We start from the raw sequence: 26,506 nt of genomic DNA, 5'->3' as shown, positions 1-26,506 counted from the left end.
CGCGGCCTCAACCACCACTTTGGTGGGAGTCCCCGCTACGACCTACGGAGCCCCGCCGGCCGGAACGGCGGATGCCCCCGACCGGTCCTCCGGTCGGGGGCATCCGTCGTCAGGGGCTGACGGTCACTCCGCCAGCGGCAGATAGACCCGGTTGCCGCTCGCCGCGAACTCCTTCGACTTGGCCGCCATGCCCGCCTCGATCTCGTCCTGCGAACCTCCGTGGTCACGCCGGATGTCGTGCGAGATCCGCATCGAGCAGAACTTGGGCCCGCACATCGAGCAGAAATGCGCGGTCTTCGCCGGCTCGGCGGGCAGCGTCTCGTCGTGGAACTCCCGCGCCGTGTCGGGGTCGAGCGCCAGATTGAACTGGTCCTCCCAGCGGAACTCGAACCGCGCGTCCGACAGCGCGTCGTCCCACTCCTGCGCCCCCGGATGCCCCTTGGCCAGATCCGCCGCGTGCGCCGCGATCTTGTACGTGATGACACCGGTCTTCACGTCGTCGCGGTTCGGCAGACCCAGGTGCTCCTTGGGGGTCACGTAGCAGAGCATCGCCGTGCCCCACCAGGCGATCATCGCCGCGCCGATGCCGGAGGTGATGTGGTCGTACGCCGGGGCGACGTCCGTCGTGAGCGGGCCGAGCGTGTAGAAGGGCGCCTCCTCGCAGATCTCCTGCTGGAGGTCGATGTTCTCCTTGATCTTGTGCATCGGGACATGGCCCGGACCCTCGATCATGGTCTGCACGTTGTGCCGCTTGGCGATGGTGTTCAGCTCGCCCAGCGTCCGCAACTCGGCGAACTGCGCCTCGTCGTTGGCGTCGGCGATGGAGCCGGGCCGCAGTCCGTCGCCGAGGGAGTACGTCACGTCGTACGAGGCGAGGATGGAGCACAGCTCCTCGAAGTTCTCGTACAGGAACGACTCCTTGTGGTGCGCCAGGCACCAGGCCGCCATGATCGAGCCGCCGCGCGAGACGATGCCGGTCTTGCGGCGGGCCGTCAGCGGCACGTAACGCAGCAGCACGCCCGCGTGGACGGTCATGTAGTCGACGCCCTGCTCGGCCTGTTCGACGACCGTGTCCTTGTAGATCTCCCAGGTCAGCTCCTCGGCCTTGCCGTCGACCTTCTCCAGCGCCTGGTAGAGCGGCACGGTGCCGATGGGGACCGGGGAGTTGCGCAGCACCCACTCGCGGGTGGTGTGGATGTTGCGGCCGGTGGAGAGGTCCATGACCGTGTCGGCGCCCCACTTGGTGGCCCAGGTCATCTTGTCCACCTCCTCCTCGATGGAGGAAGTGACCGCGGAGTTGCCGATGTTGGCGTTGACCTTCACGAGGAACCGCTTGCCGATGATCATCGGCTCGATCTCGGGATGGTTGACGTTGGCCGGCAGTACGGCGCGGCCGGCCGCGATCTCGTCCCGTACGACCTCGGGCGCAACGTTCTCCCTGATCGCCACGTACTCCATCTCCGGGGTGATGTCGCCGCGCCGGGCGTACGCGAGTTGGGTCACCGCCTGCCCGTCGCGGCCCCGGCGCGGCTGGCGCGGGCGGCCGGGGAAGACCGCGTCAAGATTGCGCAGCCCGCCGCGCGGCGAGGTGTGCTTGAGCCCGTCGTCCTCGGGGCGGACGGGGCGGCCCGCGTACTCCTCGGTGTCGCCGCGGCCGATGATCCAGTTCTCCCGGAGCGGTGCGAGCCCGCGCCGTACGTCGGTTTCGACGGTGGGGTCGGTGTACGGCCCCGACGTGTCGTACAGCGTCACGTCGTCGCCGTTGGTGAGATGCACCTGCCGGACCGGCACCCGGAGATCGGGGCGTGAGCCCTCGACGTATCCCTTGTGCCAGCCGATGGCCCTGGAGCTCTCGGAGTCCTCCGAGCCGTTGGAGCCGTTGGAGCTGTTGGAGGCAGACGTGCGTGTGTCCTGAACGGTCATGTGAGACCTACTCCCTACGCCGGCATTACCCGGTAACAGGTTCGGCGGTCGACGCAGCTCAGGGATCCGGGGAAACCCCGGACTCCACAGTCAGCGTCCTCTCAGCCCGGTGCTCCGAGCTCCCGCGTGTGTAAAGGCACTACCACGCTAACTCCCCATCGGGCGTGCTGAACAGGGGGCCTCCACCGTTCTTGCGATGATCGGTCGGTGACCCCATCCCCGCAGACACCCGATCCGCACGGCCACTCGCACAGTCATGGACCGGCCGCGCCGGTCTCCCGACACCTGCGCAAGGTCATCGCCGCGGTCCTGATTCCCTTCGCGACAGCCGTCGTTGTCGGTCTGATCGTGCTCTGGCCCGGCGGCACCCCGGCCCATGAACGCACCGGTGTCGGCTTCGACCGGCAGACCCAGCAGGGCCAGGTGGTGAAGATCGAGCAGGTCGACTGCGGTGATGTGAACGCCGCTCAAGTCCCGTCGACGGGCGACACGTCGGCGCCGCAGGGGCGGGAGGCGGAGCGCGCGCGGAACGGGGACTGCGAGAAGGCGACGGTGGAGGTGAAGAGCGGCAAGGACAAGGGGCGCAGGTTCGTCGAGGTCGTCCAGCCGGACGCGCCCCGGCAGTTTCATGTGAATCAGGACGTCGTGGTGGCCTACGCGCCCGACGCGCCGAAGGATCTCCAGTACTCGGTCACGGACGTGGACCGCACGGTGCCGATGGCGTTGCTGGCCGGGCTCTTCGCTCTCGCGGTGATCGTGGTGGGGCGGCTGCGCGGGCTGATGGCACTGGTCGCGCTCGTCATCTCGTTCGCCGTGCTGACGATGTTCATCCTGCCGGCGATTCTCCAGGGCTCGAACCCGCTGATCGTCGCGGTCGTCGGCGCGAGCGCGATCATGCTGATCGCGCTGTATCTGTGCCACGGTCTGACGGCCCGTACCTCCGTCGCCGTACTCGGCACGCTGATCTCCCTGCTGCTGATCGGGCTGCTGGGCTCGCTGTTCATCGGCTGGGCGAGTCTGACGGGCAACACGGACGACAACACCGGGCTGATCCACGGGCTGTTTCCGGAGATCGACATGAGCGGTCTGCTGCTGGCCGGCGTGATCATCGGATCGCTGGGTGTGCTGGACGATGTGACGGTCACCCAGACGTCGGCGGTGTGGGAGCTGCGTCAGGCGGACCCCGACATGGGGCCCCGCGCGCTTTACCGGGCCGGTATCCGGATCGGACGCGACCACATCGCGTCGGTGGTCAACACGCTCGTACTGGCCTACGCGGGCGCGGCTCTGCCGCTGCTGCTGCTCTTCTCGATCGCGGAGTCGAGCGTGGGGACGGTGGCCAACAGCGAGCTGGTGGCCGAGGAGATCGTACGGACCCTGGTGGGGTCGATCGGTCTGGTCGCGTCGGTGCCGGTGACCACGGCGCTGGCGGCGCTGGTGGTCTCGGCGGACCGGCCGGGGTCGTCGGAGCCGCGCGCGGGCCGCCGCGGGGGACGGCGCCGGAAGGCGTAGCCGCGGCGCGGGGGCGAGGCAGCTGGGGCGAGGGGCGGGCGCGGCGCGGGCGCGGCGCTCAGCCCGCGTTCTCCTCGGCGAGGATACGGCCCAGCGTCTCCTCCAGGTTGGTCTCGAAGTCCCCCAGCGCCATCTCCTGGCCGAGCGGGACCAGCCGGTCCGTACGGTCGAGGAAGGCCACCAGCGGCGGGGCGCTGGCCCGGAACAGCGCGCGCTCCGCGCCCACCTGGAGCCTGATGTGGACGTCGGAGAGCTCCTCGGGCTCGGTCGGTGAGATGTACACGTCGCCGTCGCCGCTGGGCTCGTTGATGCCGTCGATCAGCAGCTCACGGCCGAAGGCCCAGGTGACCGGGGCGTCGCCGGGCAGATGGAACGTCATCCGCACCGCGTAGGGGTCCGCCGTCTCGTAACGCAGTTCCACCGGAATTCGGAATGAGAGCTCTTCGGAGACAAGGAAACTCATCAGGACTTCTGCCTGAACCAACTCGCGCATCAGGTACCCCGCAGTGGATGACGGAAAGTTACGGAGAGTAAGAAATTCAGAGGGATTTCGAAGGTTTGATGGGTGAAACGTCCGGTATTGATGCCCCTTGATCCTCTTCTTAATCGTCCAGCACGCTCCAGCGGATCACAAGGAGTGATATTTCAGATACTGATAGAGAATTCCAGCGAGCCGATCATGCTTCCGATCTCCTTGGACAGCAGTTCGACAGCCGGAAGCAGTCTCTCCTCCTGGTGCAGCGGCACGGACGTCGCGAGGGTCGCGACCGTCGCCCCCGCCCTGATCGGTACGGCGGCGCAGACGTGGCCGAGCGCGTACTCCTGGCGCTCCAGCACCGGTCCCGTACGCCCCATGGCGCCGAGGCGCGCGAGCAGTGTGCGCCGGTCGGCGACCGAGTAGGGAGTGAGCGGACCCACGGGGTGCCGGTCCAGATGGTCCCGGCGGGCGTCCTCGTCGAGCTGGCTCAGCAGACACTGCCCGATCGCGTGCGCGTGCGCGGTCTCGCGGAAGGCGGCCCACTCGGCGACGGCGGGCGCCGCGGGGCTCTCGGCCACCGCGACGATCTCGATCTCACCCTCGCGGTAGATCGCGAAATACACCGGCGCCCCGATCAGATCGTGGCAGTGCCGCATCGACTCGGCCATCGTGCGCCCGGCCCGGCCGGCCCCCGGGAACTCGCCGCTCACCAGGCGGCCCACCGCGTCACCGAGGAAGAACACGCCCTTCTCCCGGCGCAGATATCCCTCGTGGGTCAGGGTGCGCAGCAGGTGATAGGCGGTGGGGAGGGGGAGCCCGGCCTCACGGGCCAGCTGTTTCGCCGGCGCGCCGTTCGGATGGGTGCCGGCCGACTCCAGCAGGCGCAGCGCACGCCGCACCGAACCGATGAGGGTAGGGGCAGCTGACGTGGTCGCTGTGGCCAAAGGTCACCCCCAGGCGCCGAGAACTCGCAGAATGCGCTGGTCAAAGCGACCATCGACGCTGTTTTCGCAGGATGTAGCGGAGGCTCGCCACTCTAATGGCAGCCTCAGAGCCGGGCGTGGTTTCGTCTCCGTCATTCCCCCGCGCGGGCTAACGGCGGGGGTGCGTGGCCGCCCCGGTGAGGGGCGGCGGCGGTTCTACCAGTCGCCACGCGAGGACGAGGAGGACGTGAACTTCCTTACGCCGTAGACGAGTCCGCCGACCAGGGCCACCAGGATCAGCACCTTGAAGAGCAGCGCGATCACAAATCCGACGATGCTCGCGATCAGCCCGCCGAACACCACGAGAACGACCACGGGCAACGCGATCCACTTCACCCACCAGGGCATTCCCGCGACAATCTCCCGTACCGCCATCGTCCTTACCTCGTTCCGTGAGTACCTGAAGCATACGGATAGCGTGAATACGTGAGATACGTTCCCGCTTCCTCCGATGCTAGAGCGGCGCGGGCCGAAGCGGAGGTCCCGGAGCCCTGGAACTCCCCTGATCCGACCCTGACGAAATCGGTGGGGGTCGGCCTCCGGTTCCCTCCGGGTGCGCCCGGCGCCCGGCAGCCCGGCCGCTCCGCGCCCGGCTCAGCCCTCCGGCGGGGAGAAGACGACCATCACCCGCAGGTCCTCGGTGATGTGGTGGAACTTGTGCGGCACACCGGCCGGTACGTAGATGACGCTGCCGCGCCCCACCTGCGTCGTCTCCATGCCCACGGTGATCGACGCGCGACCGCTCATGACCAGGTAGACCTCGTCCTGGCGGTGCGGCTGCTGCGGGTCGATGGTGCCGGCGTCCAGCGCGTACAGGCCGACGGACATGTTCCGTTCCCGTACAAACTGCAGATACGCCCCGTCGTTGGCGGCACGTTCCGCCTCCAGCTCGTCCAGTCGGAATGCCTTCATGCCACGATCACACCATGAGAAATTTCGTAGTCAAGACGATCGCCAACGCGGGTGCGCTGGCCGTGGCGATCTGGTTGATCAATGACATAACCCTTACCGGTGACAGCACCGGTAAGAAGGCCCTCGCGCTGGTGGTCGTGGCGCTGATCTTCGGGCTGGTCAATTTCCTCGTCAAGCCGGTCGTCCAGCTGCTCACGCTGCCGCTGTTCATCGTCACCCTGGGCCTGTTCACGCTGATCGTGAACGCGCTGATGCTGCTGCTGACCTCCTGGTTCGCCGACAAGCTCGACCTGAGCTTCCATGTCGAGGGCTTCTGGACGGCCGTGCTCGGCGGGCTCATCATCTCGATCGTGTCGTGGGCGCTGAACGTCGTGCTCCCCGACGACAAGGACTGATCACACATGGAGCACGGGACAGCCGCCGGACCGGGTCCGCACCACGAGATCGGGGACGGCACGCGTGCCGTACGGGCCGGGCTGCCCGACCCGGTCAAATACGAGCCGACCATGCCGGGTCCGGTGTTCGCCGCTCACTTCCATCTGCCGGGCGAGCCCACCGGCCCGTACACCTACGGCCGTGACACCAACCCCACCTGGACCCATCTGGAACGGGCCATCGGCGAGCTGGAGGCCCCCGGCCGGGACGTCGAGACGGTCGCCTTCGCCTCCGGCATGGCCGCGATCTCGGCGGTCCTCTTCTCCCAGCTGCGCGTCGGCGACGCGGTCGTGCTGCCGGACGACGGGTATCAGGCGCTGCCGCTGGTACGGGAGCAGCTCACGGCATTCGGAATCGAGGTGCGGACCGCGCCCACCGCCCGCGACGCGCAGCTCGACGTCCTGGCGGGCGCCCGGCTGCTGTGGATCGAGACCCCGTCCAACCCCGGACTCGACGTCTGCGACATCCGCCGGCTGGCGCGGGCGGCACACGAGCAGGGCACGCTCGTCGCCGTCGACAACACGCTCGCGACCCCGCTGGGCCAGCGGCCCCTGGAGCTCGGCGCGGACTTCTCCGTGGCCAGCGACACCAAGGGAATGACGGGCCACGGCGATATTCTCCTGGGCCATGTGACCTGCGAAGATCCCGAACTGGCCGCGGGAGTGCGGGGCTGGCGCAAGATCGCCGGCGCCATCCCCGGGCCGATGGAGGCCTGGCTCGCCCACCGCTCACTGGCCACGCTCCAACTGCGTGTCGACCGGCAGTGCGCGAACGCGCTGCTGCTCGCGCGGGCGCTGAGCGGCCGGGCCGACGTGAGCGGGCTGCGCTACCTCGGGCTGCCGGACGATCCCTCGCACGCCGTCGCGACCACGCAGATGCGGCGCTACGGCTGCGTCGTGTCCTTCGTCCTGCCCGACCGGGACCACGCCGAGCGCTTCCTGGACGGGCTGCGGCTGGTGGACGACGCGACGAGCTTCGGCGGGGTGCGCTCGACCGCCGAACGCCGGGGGCGGTGGGGCGGCGACGCCGTACCGGAGGGCTTCGTACGGTTCTCCGTGGGCGCCGAGGACCCCGACGACCTCATCGCCGACGTACTGCGCGCACTGACGGAGGCGGCGGCCTGACCCGGTCCGGAAACGGAACGGGCGGTCCGAGCCTCCCCCCTCGTGGCTCGGACCGCCCTTGGGTTCCACGCGTGAAGAACCACGTCCACAAGGCTAGTTGACTCTGAGTCAGTGTCCAATCACAGTAGCGACAGCTGCCTATCGACTTATTTATAGTTGGACGCTCCGTCGACGGATCCCGGGACGGGTCCGCGTGGGGCCGGAAGTTGAGGAGGGCTGTCATGGACCTGGCCCTGCTGCGTACCTTCGTCACCGTCCACCGGGCCGGCTCCTTCACCCGCGCCGCCGCCCTGCTCGGACTCTCCCAGCCCGCGGTCACCGGCCAGATACGCACCCTGGAACGCCAGTTGGGCCGCCCGCTCTTCCTGCGCCAGGCCCGGGGCGTCACCCCCACCACCATCGGCGACGAACTCGCCCACCGTGCCGCGCCCCACCTCGACGCCCTGGTCGAGATCACCGAGACCGGGCTCGACGACGAGTCGGGCGTCCGGACGCTCCATCTCGCCGGGCCGCCGGAGTTCACCTCCGTACGCGCCCTGCCCGCGCTCACCCCGCTGATCAGCCAGGGCCTCGCGCTCCGCGCCTCCTTCTTCGGCAACGCCGAGGAGACCCTGGACGGCCTCGCCGCCGGGCACCACGACCTCGCCATCGCGACCGCCCGGCCCCGCGGCGGGCTGCTCACCTCGACACCGCTCTGCGACGAGGAGCACGTCCTGGTCGCCTCGCCCCGCTGGGCCGCGCGGCTGGGCCACGACGTACTGCGCAAGGGCCATGTCGTCCTGGAGCAGCTGCCGGTGGTGGAGGTCCACGAATCCCTGCCGCTCGTCTCCCGCTACTGGGGCTCGGTCTTCGACTCACGGCCGGCCGCCGCGGGCGCCGTCATCGCACCCGACCTGCGCGCCGTCCTGGAGAGCGCGGCGGCGGGCGCCGGACTGGCCGTACTGCCCCGCTATCTGTGCGAAGCCGCGCTGGAACGCGGTGAGGTCGTCGCCCTCTACGACCCGCCGGTGCCGCCGCTGCGCACGTACTTCCTCGTCGTACGCACCGGCACGCTCGCCCTGCCGCACATCGCGCGGGCGCACGAATGGCTGCTGCGTGCTTCGGTCGACTGGTGACCGCCGGGCCCGGGGGAGTTTCGACCCGGCCGTATCGGGCCACGCTCTTCCCATGACCGAACGGCCCGTGGTCAAGCGCACCGCACGCGCCATCCTGCTCGACGGCGATCATCTCGTCCTCATCAAGCGCATCAAGCCGGGAGTCGATCCGTACTGGCTGACTCCCGGCGGCGGCGTCGAGCCGGACGACGCCACCGTCGTCGCGGCACTCCACCGTGAGGTCGACGAGGAACTGGGCGCCAAGGTCACCGACGTGGTGCCCTGTTTCGTCGACACCGTGGAGCACATCGCGGACGGCGGCGTCACCGGAGTGAAGGTGCAGCACTTCTTCGTCTGCCGGCTCGAATCGATGGATCCGTCGCTGCGGCACGGGCCGGAGATCGACGAGCCGTCCGGGGAGTACGAGATCGTACGGGTGCCGTTCAGCCGGGTCGGGATCGCCGCCGTCCATCTCGTACCGCTGTCGCTGCGGCACTATCTGGACGGCAACATCGAGGGCGTACGGGCGATGCACGCGCCCGACCTGGGCTGACGCCGGAAAGAGGGCAACGCGGCGAGGTGCCGTGCCGGGCGTCGCGGGCCGGGCGGGACTTTGAGGACACGACCTAGGCTCGCGGACCGTCGAGCGGAGCGTCGAGAAGCGCGAACGCCTCCCGCAGGTCGCCGCCCGTGTACGTGTGCGTGGCGAGCCCGGCCAGATGGTGGTCCGCGTTCACCGCCACCGCACGCGGTACGGACGCGAAGATCGCCGCGTCGGACATCGAGTCCCCGAAGGCGACGCAGTCCGCCGGCCGGACCCCGAACCGCGCGCACAGCTCCTGGGCGATCCGGACCTTGGCCGCCGTGTCGAGGATCCCCGCCCGGTCCACCGGCCCGGTGAAGGGCAGAGCCGGCCAGCGCGAGCCGTGCGTGGCGTGCGCGCCCCACGGCAGCAGACGCTCCACGAAGAAGTCCGGCGAGAGCGTGATCACGGCGCAGTAGTCGCCCCGGCCGCGGATGGTCTCCCAGACCTCCCGGATCCCGGCCAGCCACGGTGCTCCCTCGAAGGCCGCCTCCACCTGTGCGGCGGTCAGCTCCGACCAGAGCTCCCTGGCCCTTACGGCGAACTCGTCCGGGGCCAGTCCCGCGGTCAGGAACTCACGCTCCAGCTCCGCGATCTCGGCACTCACCCCGAGCTGCCGGGATATCTCGACCGCGGCGGCCGATCCCCGGATCAGCGTGCCGTCGAGGTCGAAGAGGTGCAGGGTGCGGGGGCGGTCGCCGATGTGCTTCCCGGGGCTGTCCATGTACGCCGAGGTTAGTACGGGCGGTTACTCCCGCCGTCAGACGCCCTCCGGCGTGAATCGCGACACCGTGTTCCACGTGAAACCCCTCAAGCGGCCCGCCCGCCGGGCACTCCTCGTCGTCCATGTCGCCGTCTCCGTGAGCTGGCTGGGCCTCACCCTCGGCCTGCTCACGCTTGGTGTCACCGCCTACACCACCGGCGACTCCACTCTCACCGACGCCTCCTACCGCGCGATGGACGTCTTCGCCGACCGGCTGCTCGCGCCCATCGTCGTGGTGACGCTCGTCAGTGGTCTGGTGCTCTCGCTGGGTACGCCCTGGGGGCTGGCCCGGCACCACTGGGTCTGGATCAAGTTCTGGATCACGCTCGTCACCGGCGCGGCGACGGTCTTCGCGCTGCGGCCGGGGATCGGGCGGGCCGCCGACAGCGGCGGTGTGCCCGACATCAGCCTGGTCGCGGCGCCGACGGTGGCGACCAGCGCGTATCTCTTCATGACCGTCATCTCGGTGCTGAAGCCGTGGGGGCTGACGCGCCGGGGGCGGCGGCACCGGGACGCCGTACGCGCCACCCGTACCGGAGGGACGGGGCCGGGGAAGCGCCTCAGCCCGGCCGCCTGAGGAGGGCGAGGCGGTCAGACCAGGGTCGGTGTGGTGGTGTCCGTGGTGGCCACGTCGCTGCCACGGGCGTCCCGGCGTTCCAGGGTGTGCGAGAGCACGGCGAGCAGCAGCGCGGAGGCGGCGAGTGCGGCGCCGACCCAGTTGGGCGCGGTGTAGCCGAGTCCGGCGCCGATGACCAGGCCGCCGAGCCAGGCGGCGAGGGCGTTGCCCAGGTTGAACGCGCCGATGTTGACGGCGGAGGCGAGTGTGGGGGCGCCCGACGCCTGGTCGAGGACGCGCTTCTGGAGCGGCGGTACGGTCGCGAAGCCGAGGGCGCCGATCAGGAAGAGGGTGACGGCCGCGGCGGTCTTGTCGTGCGCGGTGAGGGTGAACAGCGCCAGGACCACGGACAGGGCGCCGAGCGACACGTACAGCATGGCCATGAGGTGGCGGTCGGCGTACCGGCCGCCGACGAGGTTGCCGACGACCATGCCGAGGCCGAGAAGGACCAGGAGCCAGGTGACGGAGGAGTCGGCGAAGCCGGCGGTCCGCGTCATCATCGGGGTGATGTAGGTGATCGCGGCGAAGACACCGCCGAAGCCGAGGACCGTCATCCCCATGGCGAGCAGGACCTGGACATTGCGGAACGCCGCCACCTCGTGGCGTATCCGTACGCCCTTCGGGCGCGGCTGCTCCGGTACGAGCCTGGCGACACCGGCGAGACCGACGACCCCCAGACCCGCGACAAGGAGGAAGGTCGCGCGCCAGCCGGTGGTCTGGCCCACATACGTACCCAACGGGACGCCGACGACATTGGCGAGCGTGAGACCGGTGAACATCATCGCGATGGCGCCGGCCCGCTTGTGCGGCGCGACGAGCCCCGCGGCGACGACCGACCCGATGCCGAAGAACGCGCCGTGGGCGAGCGAGGCGACGACGCGGCCGGTGAGCATGAGACCGAAGGTGGGGGCGAGGGCGGACACCACGTTGCCCGCGATGAACAGGCCCATCAGCAGCATCAGCATGCGCTTGCGGCTGACGCGGGTGCCCAGGACGGTCATGACCGGCGCGCCGAGTACGACTCCGAGGGCGTAACCGCTGACCAGGTGGCCCGCGGTGGGGATGGTGACGCCGTACTCGGAGGCGACCTCGGGGAGCAGCCCCATGATCACGAATTCGGTGGTCCCGATCCCGAACGCCCCGATGGCCAGGGCGAGGAGCGCGAGTGGCATGGATGTGGCCTTTCCCGGAAGTACACAGAGCGCTTGTGTGGGCGCTTTACGAGCGTGGACAATACTTGCAGGCGCCGTTTAATTGCAAGCGCGCTATATTGCAGACGTGCCCTATCCTGGGCCGAGGAAGCTCCGGTCGATGGAGACGGCGGAGACGACGGAGGAAGACGACGCCATGACTGCCACGGACCCCGCACTCACCGCCCTCGCCCAGGGCTGGGTGGCCCTCTCCCTGCTGCACGGAAGGATCGAGTCGCACATCGAGCGGGCTCTGCAGAGCGGGCACGACCTCAGCGTCCGCGAGTACTCACTGCTCGACGTCCTCAGCCGCCAGCACGACGGCGAGGGCGGTCACCTCCAGATGAAGCAGGTCGCCGACGCGGTGGTCCTCAGCCAGAGCGCGACCACCCGTCTGGTCACCCGGCTTGAGGACCGCGGGCTCCTGACCCGTTATCTCTGCCCCACCGACCGGCGCGGGATCTACACGGACGTGAGCGAGTCCGGCCTGCGGCTGCTGGCCGAGGCGCGGCCGACGAACGACACCGCGCTGCGCGAGGCGCTGACCGCGGCGGCGGCGAATCCCGAGCTCGCGCCGCTGGTCAAGGCCGTGGAAGAGCTGCGTGTGCCGGCCCGGTCGGCACCGGCGTAATCTGCCGTCCATGACCGTTCCGCACACCGATCCGCACACCGATCCGCACAGCGACCTGCACATACGGCCGGCCGACGCCGCCGACCTCCCGGCGATCGTCGCCATGCTCGCCGACGACCCGCTGGGCGCGGCGCGCGAGTCGCCGGACGACCTCACCCCGTACCGCAGGGCGTTCGAGCGGCTCGCCGACGACCCGAATCAGTACCAGGTCGTCGCCGAGCGCGACGGACGAGTCGTCGGGACACTGCAGCTGACGATCATCGCCGGGATCTCCCGCCGGGGCGCCACGCGTTCGGTCATCGAAGGCGTACGGGTGCACTCCGACGAGCGCGGCTCCGGCCTCGGCACCCTGCTGATCCAGTGGGCCATCGACGAATCCGGGCGCCAGGGCTGCCAGCTGGTCCAGCTGACGTCGGACGCGTCGCGTACGGACGCCCTGCGCTTCTACGAGCGGCTCGGCTTCACGGCGTCCCATGTCGGACTGAAGCTGAGCCTGGAGTCCGGGGTCTAGGCCGTGTCTTCGAAGTAGCGCCGTCCGCCCGCAGGGCGGGGCCCGCGGCGGCTGGCGCGGTGCATCGCGAGGCGGAGGATCGTCCTCGTACCGGGCGTACTCGGATGCCTTCGAGGAAGCTGCCAACGCGTCGAGGTGCCGTGCCGGGCGTCGCGGGCCAGGCGGGACCTTGAAGACAGGACCCAGGGCCCGTCCGGCGGAGCCTCGGGGATCAGCCCGGGGGCGCTGTGGTCCGGTTTCACGTGAAACATCACAGGCCGCGCCAGCCCTGCTCGTCCACCCCGCCCGGGACCGCGTCCCCCGGCTCGTACGGCTCGCGGGTGTAGACGAAGGAGCCCAGGTCGAGATGGCTCACCCGGCCGTCCGGGCGCCGGACGACCCGCAGCGTCTCCCCCGTGTAGTAACCGTCGAGGCCCTTCCATGTCCCGTCCGGTCGCGCCGTGAACCGGGAGCGGCGGCCCGCCGCGCGCAGCGGCCGGAAGTCCAGCCCGCCGTCCGCCGTCAGGCGCAGTACGAACGGAGTGGCGCCCCAGTACCAGGGCCCCGTGAGCTCCAGCAGCGCCGGGTCGACCTCGGGCAACGGGCGCCATGGCCCGGGGATACGGGGCTCCGCGTCCGCCACGATGCCGATCAGGTCGGCGGCGACGGCGCCGGTGAGCGGTCCCGAGGTGGCGTTGGCGAGAGCGACCGCCACCAGTCCGTCCTCGACACTCACCCACAGCGCGGCGACGAAGCCCGGCAGGGAGCCGGTGTGTCCGGCGAGCGTGCGGCCGTCGCGGCGGGCGAGCTGCACCCCCAGCCCGTAACCGCCGTCCCACTCCCCGCCCTCGGGCGGCGTGGCGGGTGTCCGCGCCTCCCGCAGGGACGCGGCGCTCAGAACGCGGTCGTCGCCCTCGGCGAGGAACCTGCCGAAGCGGCACAGGTCCTCGGCCGTCGACCAGAGCTGGCCGGCGGGGGCCATCAGCCCGAGATCCTCCGCGGGTTCGGGCAGGATCGCGTCGGCCCAGGGATGCACGGCCCAGCCGCCCGCCGCCGGGGCGACGGGCTGCGTGGTCGTACGGTGCAGCGACAGCGGCTCCAGAACCTCCCGCCGCAGGACCTCCTCCCAGGACGCGCCACGCACCGCCTCGATCAGCGAACCGAGCAGGGTGTAGCCGGGGTTGGAGTAGTGGTGCAGCCGGCCGGCGGGGTGCAGCACGGGATGCTCGCCGAGGACATCGGCCAGCTCGGGGCGGGTCGTACCCGGTGTGCGCTCCCACCAGGGAGCCGGCGCCTCGGCCGCGAGCCCCGCCCCATGACCGAGCAGTTGGGCGATGGTGACCGCGCCGACGCCGGTGCCGGGAAGGTGCTTCTCCAGCGGGTCCGCCAGATCGAGCAGGCCCTCGTCACGGAGCCGCAGCACGAGAACCGCGGTGAAGCACTTGGTGATCGAGCCGATCCGGTACTGGGTGTCCGCGTCCGGCTCGTGCCCGTCCACACAACTGCGCCCGCCCGACCAGACGGTGCGGCCGTCGCGTGCGACCGCGCCCACGAGGGAGGGTGCGCGGCCCTCGGACTGCGCGGTGGCGATGCGGTGCAGCAGGGACCGCCGGGTACCGGGGAGGAGGTCTTCGAAAGGTGAGGTCATGGTCCACATCTACCGGTAGGGCCCCCGTCCGTCGACCTCATTTCAGCGGGCCGGGGATGCCCGGTCACCGGTCGGTGCCCCGCGCGTACTTTCGTCGGCCGGGGTCGACCGAGAGGCATACCTTGGACCGACAAGGCTGTACAGAAGGCGGGTTACCGATCCCGGACGCCGTTCCTAGCGTTTGGGGCATGACAGCCGAGACGACGAAAGACAGCGGGCCGGTCGCCGCCGGGGTCGGGTCCGCGCCGGTGCCGGTGCCCGCGCGGGGGGCCGTACGGGCCTCGGAGCGGGCGCTCGCGCCCGACCTCGCACGCGGGCTCATGCTGCTGTTCATCGTGCTGTCGAACACCGCGTTCCATCTGTGGGCGGCGCGGCACGGGCCGTCGGGCTGGCAGCCCGTGGACGGGGGATGGCTCGACCGCGCCGTGCAGTTCAGCATGATCACCACCCTGGACCTGCGGGTCTATCCGCTCTTCGCCTTCCTCTTCGGCTACGGGATGACGCAGCTGTTCCTGCGCCAGAAGTCCTCGGGCACCGCCGAGCGGGATGCCGAGCGCGACGCCGAGCGCGACGCCGTCAAGCTCCTGCGCAGGCGCAGCGTCCTGCTGATCGTCCTCGGCCTGCTGCACTCCACCCTGCTGATGGCCGGCGACATCGTCGGTTTCTACGGCCTGTTGAGCCTCGCACTCGGCCGGCTCTTCCTCAGACGCGGCGATCGCGCGCTCATGTGGTGGATCTGGATCGGGACGACGGTGATGGCGGTCAGCGCCGCACAGCCGATCGTGACGGTGCTGCTCCAGGGCGATCTCGGCGCCGTGGGTGACGCCGGCGTGGAGCCGGGCGCCGACGCGTACGCGGCGGGCGAGGCGAACTGGCTCACCGCGGCCGGCACCCGCGTGACCACCGGACTGTTCGTCACCTTCGCCGCCGCCCCCGCATCCCTGATCGGGGGCGCCTACGTCATCTTCCTGCTCGGCTTCTGGGCGGCGCGGCGCCGGATCCTGGAAGAGCCAGGACAGCACCTGAAGCTGCTGCGCCGTACCGCCGTCATCGGTATCTCCGTCGGCTGGCTCGGCGGCCTGCCCGCCGCGCTGGCGCACATCGGCGCCATCACCGTCCCGGACGACGCGCAGAGCGATTCGGGGATCCTCTACACGATCAGGGAGGTCACCGGCAACGCGGCCGGGTTCGGTTACGTCGCCGCCGTCGCGCTCTTCGCGCACTGGTGGACACGGAGGCCGGCCCGCCGGGGCGCGCGAGCCGTCGAGGCGGTGTCCGCGGTCGGCAAACGCTCCCTGTCCTGCTACCTCACGCACTCGCTCGTCTTCGCCCCGCTTCTGGCGGCATGGGGCCTCGGGCTCGGCGAACACCTGACGAGCGCCACGATGGCACTCGTCGCGGTCGGAGTCTGGCTGATCACGGTGGCGGGGGCGTACGCCCTGGAACGCGCCGGCCGCCGCGGGCCCGTCGAGGCCCTGCTACGGCGGCTGATGTACCGGGCCTCGTCCTGAGCGGGGCCGTACGGCCGTACCTCAAGTCTTCCTCTGAACTGCCGCCGCGCCGACCCCCGTTCCCGGCATCGCGGCCATACTGGCGAAAGACGACATCAGGTACGACATCAGGGACGGGGGCTCCTGTGCGGACCATGAACCGGCGGCGCGTCTCGGCGGCCGAGCGACGACTCGAAGCGTACGAAGTGGCCTATCTGGCCGGTGGACCTCAACGCGTCCTGGAAGCCGCGCTCTTCGCGCTGCGTGACCGGGGGGCCGTCACGATCGTCGGCCCCCGGGTACGCGCGGTCGAGGAGGACGACCGGCTCGCCGAGCACCCCGTCGAACGGGCGGTCCTCGCGAGTTGCCCGCGCGGGAGGAGCCTGAAGATCGTCGCGAACGCCGTACGGGGCGGCCCGGACGTCGCGGCGATCAAGCGCGAGCTGGTGGCCCTCGGCCTCGTCGCCCGGAGCCGCCACCGGCTCACCCCGGCGGGCAGGCGCCAGTTGGCGACGGCCAGGAAGGCCGCCACGCTCCCCACGTACCTCTTCGACGGCCCCGCCGCCCACCCGGACCGACGCCTGCGCCGCCTCGTCGCGGGTACCTCACTCCCGTCCGGCCTGGGCCGCACCCTGATACGCATGGGCAGGGCGACCGATCCGGACAACGACTACGACTACACCCACGACCCGGACTTCTCCGACACGCACTCGTCCTCGGAACCGGGCGGCTTCAGCTGCGGGAGCGGTGGGGGCGGCGGTGGAGGCGGCGACTAGGGCGCCGGGAACACTGATGGAATGGGCCGATGCGACGCGATGCTTCGGTGGTCCCGGACCGGGGGCAGTACCCGGACGCGGTGACGCCCTGGGAACAGGACGGTTGGCGGGAAGCAGCCCTCGGCTGGGTGGAGCGGCAGCTCGCGGCCCATGGGCTGCGCGAAGCAGGACGGTGGACGGTACGGCTGCGGCCCTGGTCCGTGCTGGTGCGGATTCCCGTCGAAGAACATGACACCGTGTGGTTCAAGGCCAACCCGCCCGGCAGCGCCTTCGAAGGCGGACTGACCGAGGCGTTGGCCGGCTGGGTCCCCGAGCACGTACTGAAGCCCCTCGCCGTCGACACCGCGCGTGGATGGTCGCTGCTTCCGGACGGCGGACCGCTCTTCAGGGACGTACTGGCCCGTGGTTCCGGCGGCCCACGGGCCTGGGAGCAACTGCTGCGCCAGTACGCCGAGATGCAGCTGGCCCTGCGTCCGTACACCGAGAAGATCGAATTGCTCGGCGTACCCAACGCCCGCCCCGCCCACCTCCCCGAGATCTTCGACAGCGTCGTCGACAGGAACACCAAGCTGGAGCCGGCCGACCGCAGGACCTTGCGCGCCTCACGTCCGCGCCTCGTTGACTGGTGCGAGGAACTGGCCGGAATCGGCATCGCCGATTCGCTCGACCATTCCGATCTGCACGAAGGTCAGCTCTTCGCCCCCGAGCCGGGCCGTTTCACCTTCTTCGACTGGGGCGACGCGGCGGTGTCACACCCCTTCTGCAGCCTGCTGGTCCCCGCCCTCGCGGCCCGCGCACGGTACGGCTCCGACGTACTGCCGCGACTTCGGGACGCTTACCTGGAGCCCTGGACAGGGTCCGGCCAGGCACCAGCGGAACTGCGACGCGCCGTCACCCTGGCCTGGCGGCTCGGGGCGATCGGCCGGGCCTGCTCATGGGGCCGTCTCTTCCCCGGGACATCCGACAGCGCGGAAGCCCCGGAAGACGCGGAGAGTGCCCACTGGCTGGTTGAACTCTTCGCCGAACCACCTCTGTAGCGGCAGACGCGCGTGGTGCGCCTTCGGGAGACCCGACTACTTCCAGTCCTCGACCAGGAGTCCGAGCAGCACCTCGTCCAGGAACTCCCCCATCACCCACGCCGAAGAGCGCAGCACACCCTCGCGGACGAAGCCGTTGCGCTCGGCGGAGCGCAGCATCGCCACGTTGTCCGAGAGCGTCTCGATCTGCAACCGGTGCAGGCTGCGCACGGCGAAGCCGTAGTGGCACAGCACCGCGACCACGTCGGTGCCGTACCCCCGGCCGCGCGCGGACGGCAGCAGCCCCAGCCCGACGTGAGCGGAGCGGTTGTGGGTGTCGATGTCCCACAGGCTCGCGATGCCGACCAGCGCGCCGCCGTCCAAGGCCACCACGGAGAACGGGGCGTGCCCCTCCTCCTTGTCGTCCACCGCGGCACGCGAGTCCTTCGAGCCGGGCGTGATCGGCCGCCACGGCCGGCCTTCCGCCCGCGAGGCGTTGACCACGTCGTCGTAGAGTTCGGCCTCCAGGATCGGAATGTCCTCTTGGTGCCGGGCCCTGAGCCCGACCTTGCTTCCTCGTAGCATGCGGGCTTCCTATCCGACCTGGCCGACCGGCGGCAAACCAATAAGCGGAGACGGTCGACGATCGGGGAGTCCACTCGGGAGTCTTTGCCATGATCTCCGTTCATGGGTGATTGGTTCATGCAGGCTTGCCATGGGGTGCGGTTCGAGTGGGGACCAGTCGGCGCGGAGCTTCTCGCGCAGGACACCGCCTGCCTTGTCGTCGTCGACGTGTTGTCGTTCACGACGTCGGTGACGGTCGCGGTCGAGGCGGGGACTCAGGTGTTCCCTTATCGCTGGCGTGACGAGACCGCTGGGACCTTCGCTGACGAGGTGGGGGCCCAGCTGGCCATGGGGCGGAGCATGGCCGGCGAGACGTCGCCGTGGTCGTTGTCTCCAGCCGCACTGCGACGTGCTCCCTTCGCTTCGCGGCTGGTGCTCCCTTCGCCCAACGGATCCACCATCGCCGCCGTGGCGGGGGAGGCGATGGTGGTTGCCGGGGCACTGAGGAACGCGACCGCTGTCGGCCGATGGCTGGCGGATCGGGGCTATGGAACGGCCGAGAAGCCTGTACTGGTGATTGCCTCGGGTGAGCGCTGGCCCGACGGCAGCCTCAGGCCCGCGCTCGAAGATCTCCTCGGCGCCGGATCCGTGATCGCCGCGCTGCGCCGAGCCGGCCGGAGCGACCTCTCGCCGGAGGCGGCAGTCGCGGCCGCGGCCTTCGACGGCGTGACAGACGTGGGCGCCACTGTCGCGGCCTGTGCATCGGGCCACGAGCTCATCAACAGCGGCTATGCGGACGATGTCGCCATCGCGACAGAGCTGGACGCTTGCGAGGTCGTCCCCGTCCTCGTCGGCGGAGCGTTCGTTGCCGCTGACTAGGCGGGAATCGTCACCCGGCCTTCCCCGCTCCGCAGCTCAGGCAGGACATCGGCGAGACCCTGGACTGCGTCGAGGTTCACCGGACGGTCAGAAGCTCCAGCTGTAGAGGCCGCGGCCCGTGGTCACCGCAGACGCCGCAAGCCGGGACACTCCCTGCAGGACCGCCAGCAGATCATCGTCGGTCATTTCGTCCCCGTCGGCGGACCTGAGCCTCGCGGTCCAGCGCTCTGCCAGCTCCTCCAGCTCAACGGAGTGGCGTCGGCCAATGCCCGGATCAACCGCGGCGGCAGAGCGAACACCTCGACGCCATCGTTCAAGGGGGCAGTGACCCACTCCGGCCACGGCCACGCAAGGAGCCGCTCGATCGGCGGGGTTTCGGCAGAGGGCTCCTCGAAGTACATGTCCCACTCCGCGATGGCACTATCGGGCTCTATGAAGTGGCAGGTCACAGACTCAAACATCCGGCCAGGCCCCCGTCGGCGCGTAGCAGCGGCACTCTCGTCGTCCGGAGCGAGGAAGAACACGATGCCGTGGGCCATCCCAGCATGGTGGCAGCCGCTGCAGAGCTGAGTGCTGGTAACGGGTTTCGCGACCAGTGACCGTGCTGCTCTCCCACCCTGAAGGTCCCAACAACCCGAGCTGCACCAGAGGCCAGGTCTCGATAGAGCTTCATCCTGTAGGTTCTCACTTTCGGTGTCAGGCGCCGACGCTATGACCTGGACGTTCCCCTCCAGTCTCACGACGTGTCGGCAAGCGGCTGTCTCAGATCGATGTCATTTCCTCAGACTGCCCAGCCGGCTGCGCCGGACCTCATGAACCTGCATCGGCGGCCGTCCGTTCCATCCACTCCCGCACCTTCACTGCTTGCTCGATGCGGTTGACGATCTCCTTCTTGGACGCCGTGTCCAAGGTCTCCGGGATCTTGTCGAAGGTGTGGGGAAGGACGTCGAGGAGACCCCAGATCTGCTCGCCGGTGCTGACGGTCAGCAGTTGCTGGCACCTCCACTGCAGCGGCACCTCGGGACGGTGCGTGAGCCGCTGCACGAGTGTCGGGAACAGGTAGTGCGTCGCTTCTGCGGCGAGGTGCTCTCGTAGCCAGTCGACCGGGAGCCGCTGGCTGAAGCTATGCACGGCGGCCTCCTGGGCCAGGTCCAGGAGCTGAGCAGTGTCGACGGCTCGGACGGTGCGGGGAAGGGTCGGGGTCATGCCAAGAACCCTCCGCGGTGTCGGCATACGAACCTCCCCAGTTGCGTACGGACGAATGTCCCCGGCTCTGACCGCGGACAGCAGTGCGGCAGAGGATCTCGGTTGAGATGGATGCTCCGACCAGGGACACTCGCGCGATGAGCCACAGCACATCGTCTGAAGCGATCGAGCGAGGGTGGGACGAGCCCTGGTATCGGGTCCGCACGGAGGACTTCCAGGCGTCGTTCCTGCCCAGCGACGTCGAGGGCTTGGACGATGTCTGCAACGTCGATGTCTTCGTGACTCTGAAGGATGGATCTCGTTGGACTGCGACTGTGTTCACCGTTGCGGAAGTCGAACGCCTGATGAAGCTCTGGGCAGGAACCGACGAAGCCCTTGGGGGCCGGTACTTCTGGGTCTCGGACGGTCTGATCGTCAGGGATCCCGGCATCGACAACATGACCGCCGTGATCGCCGGACTGATTGGGAGCGGCGAGTTCTCCGAGATCTTTAAGCGGGTGGTCAACGACTGATCGAGTGCCCGATCGGCGGAAGCGACGTGGCCTGACCAGCTCCGATCAGGACACCGGGTCCTCGCCCGGCGGGATGAAGGCGTCGGCGCCATCGGCATCCTCGACATGCCCCTGGGCATCGACCGTGATGGCTGTCGCCCGCCCCTGCGAGGTGATGAGCCAGGCCAGTACCTGCTCCGTCAGCGGCGCTCCTCCTGGCCCCTCATCCTTCCAGTGCACCAGCCACCCTCCACCCGGCACCGCGGCCACGACCTGGTCAGCTCGTTCCAAGTGGGAGAAGTCCTCGTAGTCCGTTACCGGACGCAGGGCGCCGCGCTTGGGATCGACGACCAAGGCCGTCCCGGTCGCCTGGTCCCAGCCCTCCACACGCACCATGCGGCCGATCTCGGTGTCGGTGCCGTTGAAGATCGCGGTCCAGCCAGTCTGATTGAAATAGCGAAGAGACACCGCTCCATCATCTCGAACCTGGACTGTCGCGCTTCACAGGTCTCCTTGCTCTGCACGTTCATCCGTAGGCGGCTCTGCGCAAAGGCGAGTACGCCAACACGCGGGACCGAGAGGTCAGCTTGGCCGGGCCACAATTTGGCGACGGGCAGACCCCCAGACATCCTCGAACTCCTCGAAGGTGAGTTGTTCGGGGTCATGGCCTTCCCATTCCGAGACGGGCAACTCGGCGGTGATCCCGAATCTGCTGTCGTAGTCACCGAGGCGGCCTGCGTCGCGGGCCCGCTGCCACTCAGCGAGGGAAGCAGCTGCGATCGGGATCAGCTCAGGCCCTTCGAGTTCGACCTGCCGGATCACCCAGCCTTCGGCGTCGACCTCGAAGTAGAACCAGGTGTCTTCCTCGTCCCAGTGGCAGCGCATCCATGTGGTCACCAGGCCATGATGCCGGGCCAGATGCGCCGCCCTACTCCGCTCTATCTCATGACTGGGCGATGAATCCTGCGGATCGGTCGAGCGGGAAAGGAGAACCGACCCGGGTTGGATCCCAGCCTTGATCCCGTGCCTCTCGAATGCTGGCAGCAACGTGAGCTGGGCGAATGGGCCCCGTCTCGACGCCCACTCAGTTGCTGGGATGGGCCTGACCGCTGGTGAAGATCAAGGTCGTGCCCGGCTGGCTACCGTTGGCCGCTTCAACCGCATAGGTCAGCGGTGTCCAGCAGAGGCCCTGCATGCAGGAGGGCTTCCTGCGGATCCGCCAGCGGTACTCGATCCCGTCAACGGTTATGCGCCGGGAACCCTTCTTGTTCAGCGCCATCTTCGCCTCCTCCGCTGTGGGACTCTGCTGTGTCGCCGCGGTCGCGAAAAGCAGGTTGCACGCGAACGTACCGAACGTTGTCGCCGACAAGCGCCTTCGGGACTACGGATGGGTTGATCAGCCCATAATTGGAGTCAGTGCCACCCGGCGCATCGCACCCGCCCCGGGTGCGCTCACCGCGATCGGAGAGCATCGTGAAGAACAGCCCGTTGTGGCGAGTGGTTGACAACGAGAGTGGTAGCCAGTCCATCGTCAGCACGCCCTCCGAGGCGGTCGCGTTCGTCAACAGCCGGTTCGACACCGATGACGACGACGAGCCGTTCAGCATCACCGAGGTCGGTCCTCTCCTTCCGAAGCCGCTCGGGGTCATCACCGCATGGGCCGCCGAGAAGGACGGCGAGCGAACCGACGGGCGTACTGCCCCGATCACCATCAGGCCGGTTGTGACGGACAACGCCGGCGAGTGCGATGACGTGGTGCTCTGGCGCGACGTGTACGTCTCCTGGGACCACGACATGTACACCGTCGAGGAGCCGGACAGCTCCGAGTACAGCGAGGCTTACAGCGCTGCCGAGTTGAGCGCGATCCTCGACGAGTACGTCGACGACTACGAGTACGCGCCTGAAGGGCCTGAAGGGCCCGACAGCCACAAGTGGCCGAAACCGGAAGAGTTGATCACCTACGGCGCCCAGGAGTGCGCCAAGCGGTTCGGGCACCTCGACGACGACGCCCTTCTGTGGCTCGCTGCCACCCGCATCACCCTGGCCGTGTGGCGCAACACACCCGTCGAGAACTGGCATGCCGGGAAGAGTCCGCTCCACGACGGCACAATGATGCGGATCAACACGGCAACCACCCGACTCGTGCGCTCGATGCTGTCGTTCGACCGTGTCGACTGGATCGGTCTCGGTCTCGCGATCGTCAACCCGTCCCGGGCTCTACCGACCGGGCAGTCTGTTCTCGCGCTCGGGCTGGCCTGCCACAACCCTGACGACCCGGCACACGAGGCTGATCCGCGCGAAGAACTCGCGGAGATGGCACAGGACGCGATCGCTTGGGGGCGAGCGTACTCTCTTCGCGAGAAGGAGTTCGGCCTGCGAACCCTGATCAAATTTTTCTGCGCGTCCGACAACGGCTGGTTCGGAACACCGAGTTGGGGGCGCATCGTCGATCGGTTCACTACGGCTGTCGACGACCGGGAGAATGCACACTGGCGCATACACCGAGACGAGCCTTGGTTCGACGAGTGGTTCACCAACCGCCCGGCCGACATTGCGGACACCACGGAACTTCGTCGGCTGCTCCATGCCGGGCCCGACCTGCTGTCCGAGGAGGCCGCCGAATGGTGCGTGGATGGTGCCATCGGCTACGTCTGCCGGGACGACCACGCGAACGGCTGCCTGCAGTGCGGCATCCCGCTGGCAACGCAGTCCCCCAACCAGTGAACGTGGGCACCAGCGTAGAAAAGCAGCAACCCACTGACCGCGCTCTCTCCCGCCTACTCGGCGGCCTCCCCCTGCTCGGGGAGCCTCACCCATACGAGTGAGCGACTTGACCTGCCAGTCTCAGATTCGTGTCCGATATGCCATCGGTTGGCCATCGCTCGTGAGATTTGGCCACGAAATCTGAGACCCTACAACATCCCCGGCTCAGGTCTGCGCCATGTCCACGAAGCGTGAGTAGTGGCCCTGGAACGCCACCGTGATCGTCGCCGTCGGGCCGTTACGGTGCTTCGCCACGATCAGGTCCGCCTCGCCCGCGCGCGGGGACTCCTTCTCGTAGGCGTCCTCGCGGTGCAGCAGCACCACCATGTCCGCGTCCTGCTCGATGGAGCCCGACTCGCGCAGGTCGGAGACCATCGGCTTCTTGTCCGTGCGCTGCTCGGGGCCACGGTTCAGCTGGGAGAGCGCGATCACCGGGAGCTCCAGCTCCTTCGCCAGCAGTTTGAGGTTTCGCGACATGTCGGAGACCTCCTGCTGGCGGCTCTCCGCGCGCTTCGAGCCGCCGGACTGCATCAGTTGGAGGTAGTCGATGACCACCAGCTTCAGTCCGTTGCGCTGCTTGAGCCGGCGGCACTTCGCGCGGATCTCCATCATCGACAGGTTCGGCGAGTCGTCGATGTACAGCGGTGCCTGTGAGACGTCCGGCATCCGGCGGGCCAGTCGCGTCCAGTCCTCGTCGGTCATCGTGCCCGAGCGCATATGGTGCAGCGCCACCCGCGCCTCGGCCGAGAGCAGACGCATCGCGATCTCGTTACGGCCCATCTCCAGGGAGAAGATGACGCTCGGCAGGTTGTTCTTGATGGAGGCCGCGCGCGCGAAGTCCAGCGCGAGCGTGCTGTTGTGGGTGGGAATCATGGCACGGGTCGCAAGGTACAGGTGGGCGGGGTTGTCCACCTGAACGCAGCGGACCGGAACGCTCTCGACCTCCCGCACATCCGTGATGAAACGCTGCGTCAGCTTCGGTGTCGCCGGCCGGCACCGGTCCCGCTGAATCTGCTGCTTCCGGCTCTGCCGGAACACCTCGTCCGCGGTCGTGAAAGTGATCTTGTACGTGGAGGACTCTTCCGACCGTCCTTCGACGCGCTTGGTCGAGATCCCGCACCGATACCCGAGGCTCAGCACCAGCTCGCGGAAGTCCTCGGCGAGGGCACGATTCGTGACAGCGAACCGCACCGACCCCGTGCCGGTCACAGTGCCGTCGGTGTCGAGAAGACCGGCAAGGAGCGCCCGACGCTGCGGGATGGAAGCCCGTAGGTACTCCTGCGGGATGTGCTTGTTCCCCAGAACTCCCATGTCGCGCAGGCCGGTGGTGGCCTCTTCGCCGGTTCCGCCGCCGAGCCAGGCGCCCAGCGTGTACGGAGGGACCGGGAGATCACGCTCGGGCAGGTCGAGCGGCGCGGTAGTCCGTACCGAGTGGTTCACGCGTCCGTCGGACGTGACGCAGCGGACCGTTTCGGCGATCTCCTTGGTGGTCTTGACCGAGGCGAACGTCCGCTGCTCGCGGTACCCGTTGTGCCCGGTGGCGGCTTGCTGACCTGATCGGCGGGAAGCGCGGGTGTCCGTGAGCCACTGGTGTTCGGCATCGGCGACGACGCTCGCCCCGTCATCAAAAGTGATCTTGTAGCAGGGGCGGTCGTGCATGATGCCGGTCGCGGCCACCACACGTGTCGGTCGGCCCGTCGCGTCAAGGAGGAGGTCCCCGGGCCGCACTTCTCCCATGGTGGTCCACCCGGTGGGGGTGGGCAGCGGGGTGTCCAGGGCGAGAGCCTTGCCCATCGCGGGACGGGCCGCGATGACGATCATCTGGCCCGGGTGCAGCCCGTTCGTGAGTGAGTCGAAGTCCGTGAACCCCGTCGGCACCCCCGTCATCTCACCGCTGCGCGAACCGATCGCCTCGATCTCGTCGAGCGCGCCCTCCATGATGTCGCCGAGGGGCAGATAGTCCTCGCTGGTGCGCTGCTCGGTGACCGCGTAGATCTCGGCCTGGGCGGAGTTGACAATCTCGTCGACGTCGCCGTCCGCCGCGTATCCCATCTGCGTGATCTTGGTGCCGGCCTCGACGAGACGGCGCAGCACGGCGCGCTCGTGCACGATCTCCGCGTAGTACGACGCGTTCGCCGCCGTCGGCACCGACTGGACCAGCGTGTGCAGATACGACGCTCCGCCGACCCGGGTGATCTCACCGCGCTTGGTCAGCTCGGCGGCCACCGTGATGGGGTCGGCCGGCTCGCCCTTCGCGTACAGGTCGAGGATCGCCTGGAAGACCGTCTCGTGCGCGGGACGGTAGAAGTCGTGGCCCTTGATGATCTCCACGACATCGGCGATGGCGTCCTTGGAGAGGAGCATGCCGCCGAGGACGGACTGTTCGGCGTCCAGATCCTGGGGGGGCACCCGCTCGAAGCCGGGTGATCCGCCGTCCCACGCCGCGTTGTCCCTGCCGCGCTCGTGCTGCTCCTCGCGGCCCCTCACCTCACCGCGGCGCTGGCGGGTGACCGGCAGACGATCGCTCGGCCCGGCTTCGGTCCAGGGGTCGTCCAATGGCTCGGGGATGCTCATCCGGCCACCTCCTCCCGTCCGCCCAGCGGACCTCGCCGTGCCACTCTTTCTACGGCACGACACTGACAAATCGAGTGGCCTGACTCCGGTTCCGGCGCGTCGGACGTCGGTCCACGGTAGGCCCGCGGGGACCGTCCGCCAATCTGGTTATCCACAGGCCATGTGGACGAAGGACCATATGCTGTGGAGAACCCCGCCGAACCTGTGCACGGACCGGGGGACAGCACTGTGGACAACCTCGCGTCCCGGCCGCCGCACCCACCCTGAGCTGGTCTTTCTCCATCCACCGGCTGTGGGGGAGAAAAACTTTTCAAGCTGGTCCAAGATCCGAGCAAACGGCGCACACCAGGGCCCGGTTCCCGTCG

29 protein-coding genes are annotated in these 26,506 nt (G+C 69.0%); 14 read left to right on the top strand and 15 right to left on the bottom strand.

Features of this window, described 5'->3' with window-relative positions:
- Positions 1-123 precede the first annotated feature (123 nt).
- Positions 124-1,923, bottom strand: coding sequence for a phosphomethylpyrimidine synthase ThiC (gene thiC / locus IEY79_RS06390; RefSeq protein ID WP_229700689.1), 1,800 nt, complete (start codon positions 1,921-1,923; stop codon positions 124-126).
- 207 nt (positions 1,924-2,130) lie between these two features.
- Between thiC and IEY79_RS06385 the strand changes: the two genes are divergently transcribed.
- Complete coding sequence (locus IEY79_RS06385) at positions 2,131-3,435, top strand: YibE/F family protein (RefSeq protein WP_189106314.1); 1,305 nt, start codon at positions 2,131-2,133, stop codon at positions 3,433-3,435.
- A 58-nt stretch (positions 3,436-3,493) separates the two neighbouring features.
- On the opposite strand, the gene IEY79_RS06380 is transcribed toward IEY79_RS06385, so the two are convergent.
- The 4 genes from IEY79_RS06380 to IEY79_RS06365 form a co-directional block, all read right to left on the bottom strand.
- Positions 3,494-3,928, bottom strand: coding sequence for an SsgA family sporulation/cell division regulator (locus IEY79_RS06380; protein ID WP_189106313.1), 435 nt, complete (start codon positions 3,926-3,928; stop codon positions 3,494-3,496).
- A gap of 152 nt (positions 3,929-4,080) precedes the next feature.
- Positions 4,081-4,857: an IclR family transcriptional regulator gene (locus IEY79_RS06375; protein ID WP_189106312.1), complete on the bottom strand. Its 777-nt coding sequence runs from the start codon at positions 4,855-4,857 to the stop codon at positions 4,081-4,083.
- A gap of 195 nt (positions 4,858-5,052) precedes the next feature.
- Positions 5,053-5,271, bottom strand: coding sequence for a DUF5326 family protein (locus IEY79_RS06370; RefSeq protein ID WP_189106311.1), 219 nt, complete (start codon positions 5,269-5,271; stop codon positions 5,053-5,055).
- A gap of 219 nt (positions 5,272-5,490) precedes the next feature.
- On the bottom strand, positions 5,491-5,808 hold the full coding sequence (locus tag IEY79_RS06365) for a cupin domain-containing protein (RefSeq protein WP_189106310.1): 318 nt from the start codon (positions 5,806-5,808) through the stop codon (positions 5,491-5,493).
- Between the two features lie 14 nt (positions 5,809-5,822).
- On the opposite strand from IEY79_RS06365, the gene IEY79_RS06360 reads away from it, so the two are divergent.
- The 4 genes from IEY79_RS06360 (at position 5,823) to IEY79_RS06345 (ending at position 9,014) form a co-directional block, all read left to right on the top strand.
- Complete coding sequence (locus IEY79_RS06360; protein ID WP_189106309.1) at positions 5,823-6,203, top strand: phage holin family protein; 381 nt, start codon at positions 5,823-5,825, stop codon at positions 6,201-6,203.
- 6 nt (positions 6,204-6,209) lie between these two features.
- Positions 6,210-7,367: a cystathionine gamma-lyase gene (locus tag IEY79_RS06355; protein ID WP_189106308.1), complete on the top strand. Its 1,158-nt coding sequence runs from the start codon at positions 6,210-6,212 to the stop codon at positions 7,365-7,367.
- Between the two features lie 221 nt (positions 7,368-7,588).
- A complete protein-coding gene (locus tag IEY79_RS06350; RefSeq protein WP_189106307.1) occupies positions 7,589-8,482 on the top strand; it encodes a LysR family transcriptional regulator in 894 nt (297 codons plus the stop codon).
- Positions 8,483-8,534: 52 nt separating this feature from the next.
- A complete protein-coding gene (locus IEY79_RS06345) occupies positions 8,535-9,014 on the top strand; it encodes an NUDIX domain-containing protein (protein ID WP_189106306.1) in 480 nt (159 codons plus the stop codon).
- A gap of 73 nt (positions 9,015-9,087) precedes the next feature.
- Here the strand turns inward: IEY79_RS06345 and IEY79_RS06340 are convergent, their stop codons facing one another.
- Entirely contained in the window at positions 9,088-9,768 is a 681-nt protein-coding gene (locus IEY79_RS06340) for an HAD family hydrolase (protein WP_189106305.1), read from the bottom strand.
- Positions 9,769-9,844: 76 nt separating this feature from the next.
- Here IEY79_RS06340 and IEY79_RS06335 point away from each other — a divergent pair, with 76 nt between their 5' ends.
- Positions 9,845-10,384 (top strand): DUF2269 domain-containing protein, encoded by a 540-nt coding sequence (locus IEY79_RS06335; RefSeq protein WP_189106304.1) that lies wholly within the window; start codon positions 9,845-9,847, stop codon positions 10,382-10,384.
- Between the two features lie 14 nt (positions 10,385-10,398).
- On the opposite strand, the gene IEY79_RS06330 is transcribed toward IEY79_RS06335, so the two are convergent.
- Complete coding sequence (locus tag IEY79_RS06330) at positions 10,399-11,595, bottom strand: MFS transporter (RefSeq protein WP_189106303.1); 1,197 nt, start codon at positions 11,593-11,595, stop codon at positions 10,399-10,401.
- Between the two features lie 175 nt (positions 11,596-11,770).
- On the opposite strand from IEY79_RS06330, the gene IEY79_RS06325 reads away from it, so the two are divergent.
- Entirely contained in the window at positions 11,771-12,244 is a 474-nt protein-coding gene (locus tag IEY79_RS06325) for a MarR family winged helix-turn-helix transcriptional regulator (protein WP_189106302.1), read from the top strand.
- A gap of 10 nt (positions 12,245-12,254) precedes the next feature.
- Positions 12,255-12,755: a GNAT family N-acetyltransferase gene (locus tag IEY79_RS06320; protein WP_189106301.1), complete on the top strand. Its 501-nt coding sequence runs from the start codon at positions 12,255-12,257 to the stop codon at positions 12,753-12,755.
- Positions 12,756-13,005: 250 nt separating this feature from the next.
- Here the strand turns inward: IEY79_RS06320 and IEY79_RS06315 are convergent, their stop codons facing one another.
- Positions 13,006-14,382 carry a serine hydrolase domain-containing protein gene (locus IEY79_RS06315; RefSeq protein ID WP_189106300.1) on the bottom strand — a complete coding sequence of 459 codons (1,377 nt, stop codon included), beginning with the start codon at positions 14,380-14,382 and terminating at the stop codon, positions 13,006-13,008.
- A gap of 188 nt (positions 14,383-14,570) precedes the next feature.
- Between IEY79_RS06315 and IEY79_RS06310 the strand changes: the two genes are divergently transcribed.
- From IEY79_RS06310 to IEY79_RS06300, 3 genes are all read left to right on the top strand, one after another.
- Positions 14,571-15,893 (top strand): DUF418 domain-containing protein, encoded by a 1,323-nt coding sequence (locus tag IEY79_RS06310; protein WP_189106299.1) that lies wholly within the window; start codon positions 14,571-14,573, stop codon positions 15,891-15,893.
- Between the two features lie 134 nt (positions 15,894-16,027).
- Positions 16,028-16,648, top strand: coding sequence for a TIGR04222 domain-containing membrane protein (locus IEY79_RS06305; protein WP_189106298.1), 621 nt, complete (start codon positions 16,028-16,030; stop codon positions 16,646-16,648).
- A gap of 29 nt (positions 16,649-16,677) precedes the next feature.
- Positions 16,678-17,685 (top strand): phosphotransferase, encoded by a 1,008-nt coding sequence (locus IEY79_RS06300; RefSeq protein WP_189106297.1) that lies wholly within the window; start codon positions 16,678-16,680, stop codon positions 17,683-17,685.
- Positions 17,686-17,721: 36 nt separating this feature from the next.
- On the opposite strand, the gene IEY79_RS06295 is transcribed toward IEY79_RS06300, so the two are convergent.
- The gene (locus tag IEY79_RS06295; protein ID WP_189106296.1) at positions 17,722-18,249 is read right to left on the bottom strand and encodes a GNAT family N-acetyltransferase; all 528 of its coding nucleotides are present in this window, start codon (positions 18,247-18,249) and stop codon (positions 17,722-17,724) included.
- A gap of 102 nt (positions 18,250-18,351) precedes the next feature.
- On the opposite strand from IEY79_RS06295, the gene IEY79_RS06290 reads away from it, so the two are divergent.
- Positions 18,352-19,107, top strand: a complete 756-nt coding sequence (locus IEY79_RS06290) for a 2-phosphosulfolactate phosphatase (RefSeq protein WP_189106295.1) — start codon at positions 18,352-18,354, stop codon at positions 19,105-19,107.
- 182 nt (positions 19,108-19,289) lie between these two features.
- On the opposite strand, the gene IEY79_RS06285 is transcribed toward IEY79_RS06290, so the two are convergent.
- Positions 19,290-19,646: a hypothetical protein gene (locus IEY79_RS06285; protein ID WP_189106294.1), complete on the bottom strand. Its 357-nt coding sequence runs from the start codon at positions 19,644-19,646 to the stop codon at positions 19,290-19,292.
- 271 nt (positions 19,647-19,917) lie between these two features.
- The gene (locus IEY79_RS06280; RefSeq protein ID WP_189106293.1) at positions 19,918-20,313 is read right to left on the bottom strand and encodes a hypothetical protein; all 396 of its coding nucleotides are present in this window, start codon (positions 20,311-20,313) and stop codon (positions 19,918-19,920) included.
- Positions 20,314-20,450: 137 nt separating this feature from the next.
- Between IEY79_RS06280 and IEY79_RS06275 the strand changes: the two genes are divergently transcribed.
- The gene (locus tag IEY79_RS06275) at positions 20,451-20,825 is read left to right on the top strand and encodes a hypothetical protein (RefSeq protein ID WP_189106292.1); all 375 of its coding nucleotides are present in this window, start codon (positions 20,451-20,453) and stop codon (positions 20,823-20,825) included.
- Positions 20,826-20,870: 45 nt separating this feature from the next.
- Here IEY79_RS06275 and IEY79_RS06270 read toward each other — a convergent pair whose 3' ends face one another.
- The 3 genes from IEY79_RS06270 to IEY79_RS38175 all read right to left on the bottom strand — a co-directional run bounded on the left by IEY79_RS06270 (position 20,871) and on the right by IEY79_RS38175 (position 22,083).
- A complete protein-coding gene (locus IEY79_RS06270) occupies positions 20,871-21,272 on the bottom strand; it encodes a hypothetical protein (protein WP_189106291.1) in 402 nt (133 codons plus the stop codon).
- A 114-nt stretch (positions 21,273-21,386) separates the two neighbouring features.
- Positions 21,387-21,689, bottom strand: a complete 303-nt coding sequence (locus tag IEY79_RS06265; protein ID WP_373292484.1) for a hypothetical protein — start codon at positions 21,687-21,689, stop codon at positions 21,387-21,389.
- A 199-nt stretch (positions 21,690-21,888) separates the two neighbouring features.
- A complete protein-coding gene (locus tag IEY79_RS38175; protein ID WP_308426650.1) occupies positions 21,889-22,083 on the bottom strand; it encodes a hypothetical protein in 195 nt (64 codons plus the stop codon).
- Between the two features lie 194 nt (positions 22,084-22,277).
- Between IEY79_RS38175 and IEY79_RS06255 the strand changes: the two genes are divergently transcribed.
- Complete coding sequence (locus IEY79_RS06255; RefSeq protein ID WP_229700688.1) at positions 22,278-23,528, top strand: hypothetical protein; 1,251 nt, start codon at positions 22,278-22,280, stop codon at positions 23,526-23,528.
- Between the two features lie 204 nt (positions 23,529-23,732).
- Here the strand turns inward: IEY79_RS06255 and dnaB are convergent, their stop codons facing one another.
- The gene (dnaB, locus tag IEY79_RS06250; protein WP_189106289.1) at positions 23,733-26,141 is read right to left on the bottom strand and encodes a replicative DNA helicase; all 2,409 of its coding nucleotides are present in this window, start codon (positions 26,139-26,141) and stop codon (positions 23,733-23,735) included.
- Positions 26,142-26,506: the final 365 nt, after the last annotated feature.

It is taken from the genome of Streptomyces camponoticapitis (assembly GCF_014646115.1).
In the GTDB taxonomy this organism is placed as follows: domain Bacteria; phylum Actinomycetota; class Actinomycetes; order Streptomycetales; family Streptomycetaceae; genus Streptomyces; species Streptomyces camponoticapitis.
This window is presented reverse-complemented; position numbering and strand designations above follow the sequence as displayed.

Coding starts and splice junctions, on each gene's coding strand:
- IEY79_RS06360 (WP_189106309.1), top strand. CDS start 5,823: ATGAGAAATTTCGTAGTCAAGACGATCGCCAACGCGGGTGCGCTGGCC.
- IEY79_RS06290 (WP_189106295.1), top strand. CDS start 18,352: ATGGGTGATTGGTTCATGCAGGCTTGCCATGGGGTGCGGTTCGAGTGG.
- IEY79_RS06285 (WP_189106294.1), bottom strand. CDS start 19,646: ATGGCCCACGGCATCGTGTTCTTCCTCGCTCCGGACGACGAGAGTGCC.
- dnaB (WP_189106289.1), bottom strand. CDS start 26,141: ATGAGCATCCCCGAGCCATTGGACGACCCCTGGACCGAAGCCGGGCCG.
- IEY79_RS06380 (WP_189106313.1), bottom strand. CDS start 3,928: ATGCGCGAGTTGGTTCAGGCAGAAGTCCTGATGAGTTTCCTTGTCTCC.
- IEY79_RS06330 (WP_189106303.1), bottom strand. CDS start 11,595: ATGCCACTCGCGCTCCTCGCCCTGGCCATCGGGGCGTTCGGGATCGGG.
- thiC (WP_229700689.1), bottom strand. CDS start 1,923: ATGACCGTTCAGGACACACGCACGTCTGCCTCCAACAGCTCCAACGGC.
- IEY79_RS06345 (WP_189106306.1), top strand. CDS start 8,535: ATGACCGAACGGCCCGTGGTCAAGCGCACCGCACGCGCCATCCTGCTC.
- IEY79_RS06265 (WP_373292484.1), bottom strand. CDS start 21,689: ATGCGCTGCCACTGGGACGAGGAAGACACCTGGTTCTACTTCGAGGTC.
- IEY79_RS06295 (WP_189106296.1), bottom strand. CDS start 18,249: ATGCTACGAGGAAGCAAGGTCGGGCTCAGGGCCCGGCACCAAGAGGAC.
- IEY79_RS06310 (WP_189106299.1), top strand. CDS start 14,571: ATGACAGCCGAGACGACGAAAGACAGCGGGCCGGTCGCCGCCGGGGTC.
- IEY79_RS06320 (WP_189106301.1), top strand. CDS start 12,255: ATGACCGTTCCGCACACCGATCCGCACACCGATCCGCACAGCGACCTG.
- IEY79_RS38175 (WP_308426650.1), bottom strand. CDS start 22,083: ATGGCGCTGAACAAGAAGGGTTCCCGGCGCATAACCGTTGACGGGATC.
- IEY79_RS06305 (WP_189106298.1), top strand. CDS start 16,028: ATGAACCGGCGGCGCGTCTCGGCGGCCGAGCGACGACTCGAAGCGTAC.
- IEY79_RS06365 (WP_189106310.1), bottom strand. CDS start 5,808: ATGAAGGCATTCCGACTGGACGAGCTGGAGGCGGAACGTGCCGCCAAC.
- IEY79_RS06355 (WP_189106308.1), top strand. CDS start 6,210: ATGGAGCACGGGACAGCCGCCGGACCGGGTCCGCACCACGAGATCGGG.
- IEY79_RS06275 (WP_189106292.1), top strand. CDS start 20,451: ATGAGCCACAGCACATCGTCTGAAGCGATCGAGCGAGGGTGGGACGAG.
- IEY79_RS06325 (WP_189106302.1), top strand. CDS start 11,771: ATGACTGCCACGGACCCCGCACTCACCGCCCTCGCCCAGGGCTGGGTG.
- IEY79_RS06300 (WP_189106297.1), top strand. CDS start 16,678: ATGCGACGCGATGCTTCGGTGGTCCCGGACCGGGGGCAGTACCCGGAC.
- IEY79_RS06280 (WP_189106293.1), bottom strand. CDS start 20,313: ATGACCCCGACCCTTCCCCGCACCGTCCGAGCCGTCGACACTGCTCAG.
- IEY79_RS06315 (WP_189106300.1), bottom strand. CDS start 14,382: ATGACCTCACCTTTCGAAGACCTCCTCCCCGGTACCCGGCGGTCCCTG.
- IEY79_RS06370 (WP_189106311.1), bottom strand. CDS start 5,271: ATGGCGGTACGGGAGATTGTCGCGGGAATGCCCTGGTGGGTGAAGTGG.
- IEY79_RS06340 (WP_189106305.1), bottom strand. CDS start 9,768: ATGGACAGCCCCGGGAAGCACATCGGCGACCGCCCCCGCACCCTGCAC.
- IEY79_RS06350 (WP_189106307.1), top strand. CDS start 7,589: ATGGACCTGGCCCTGCTGCGTACCTTCGTCACCGTCCACCGGGCCGGC.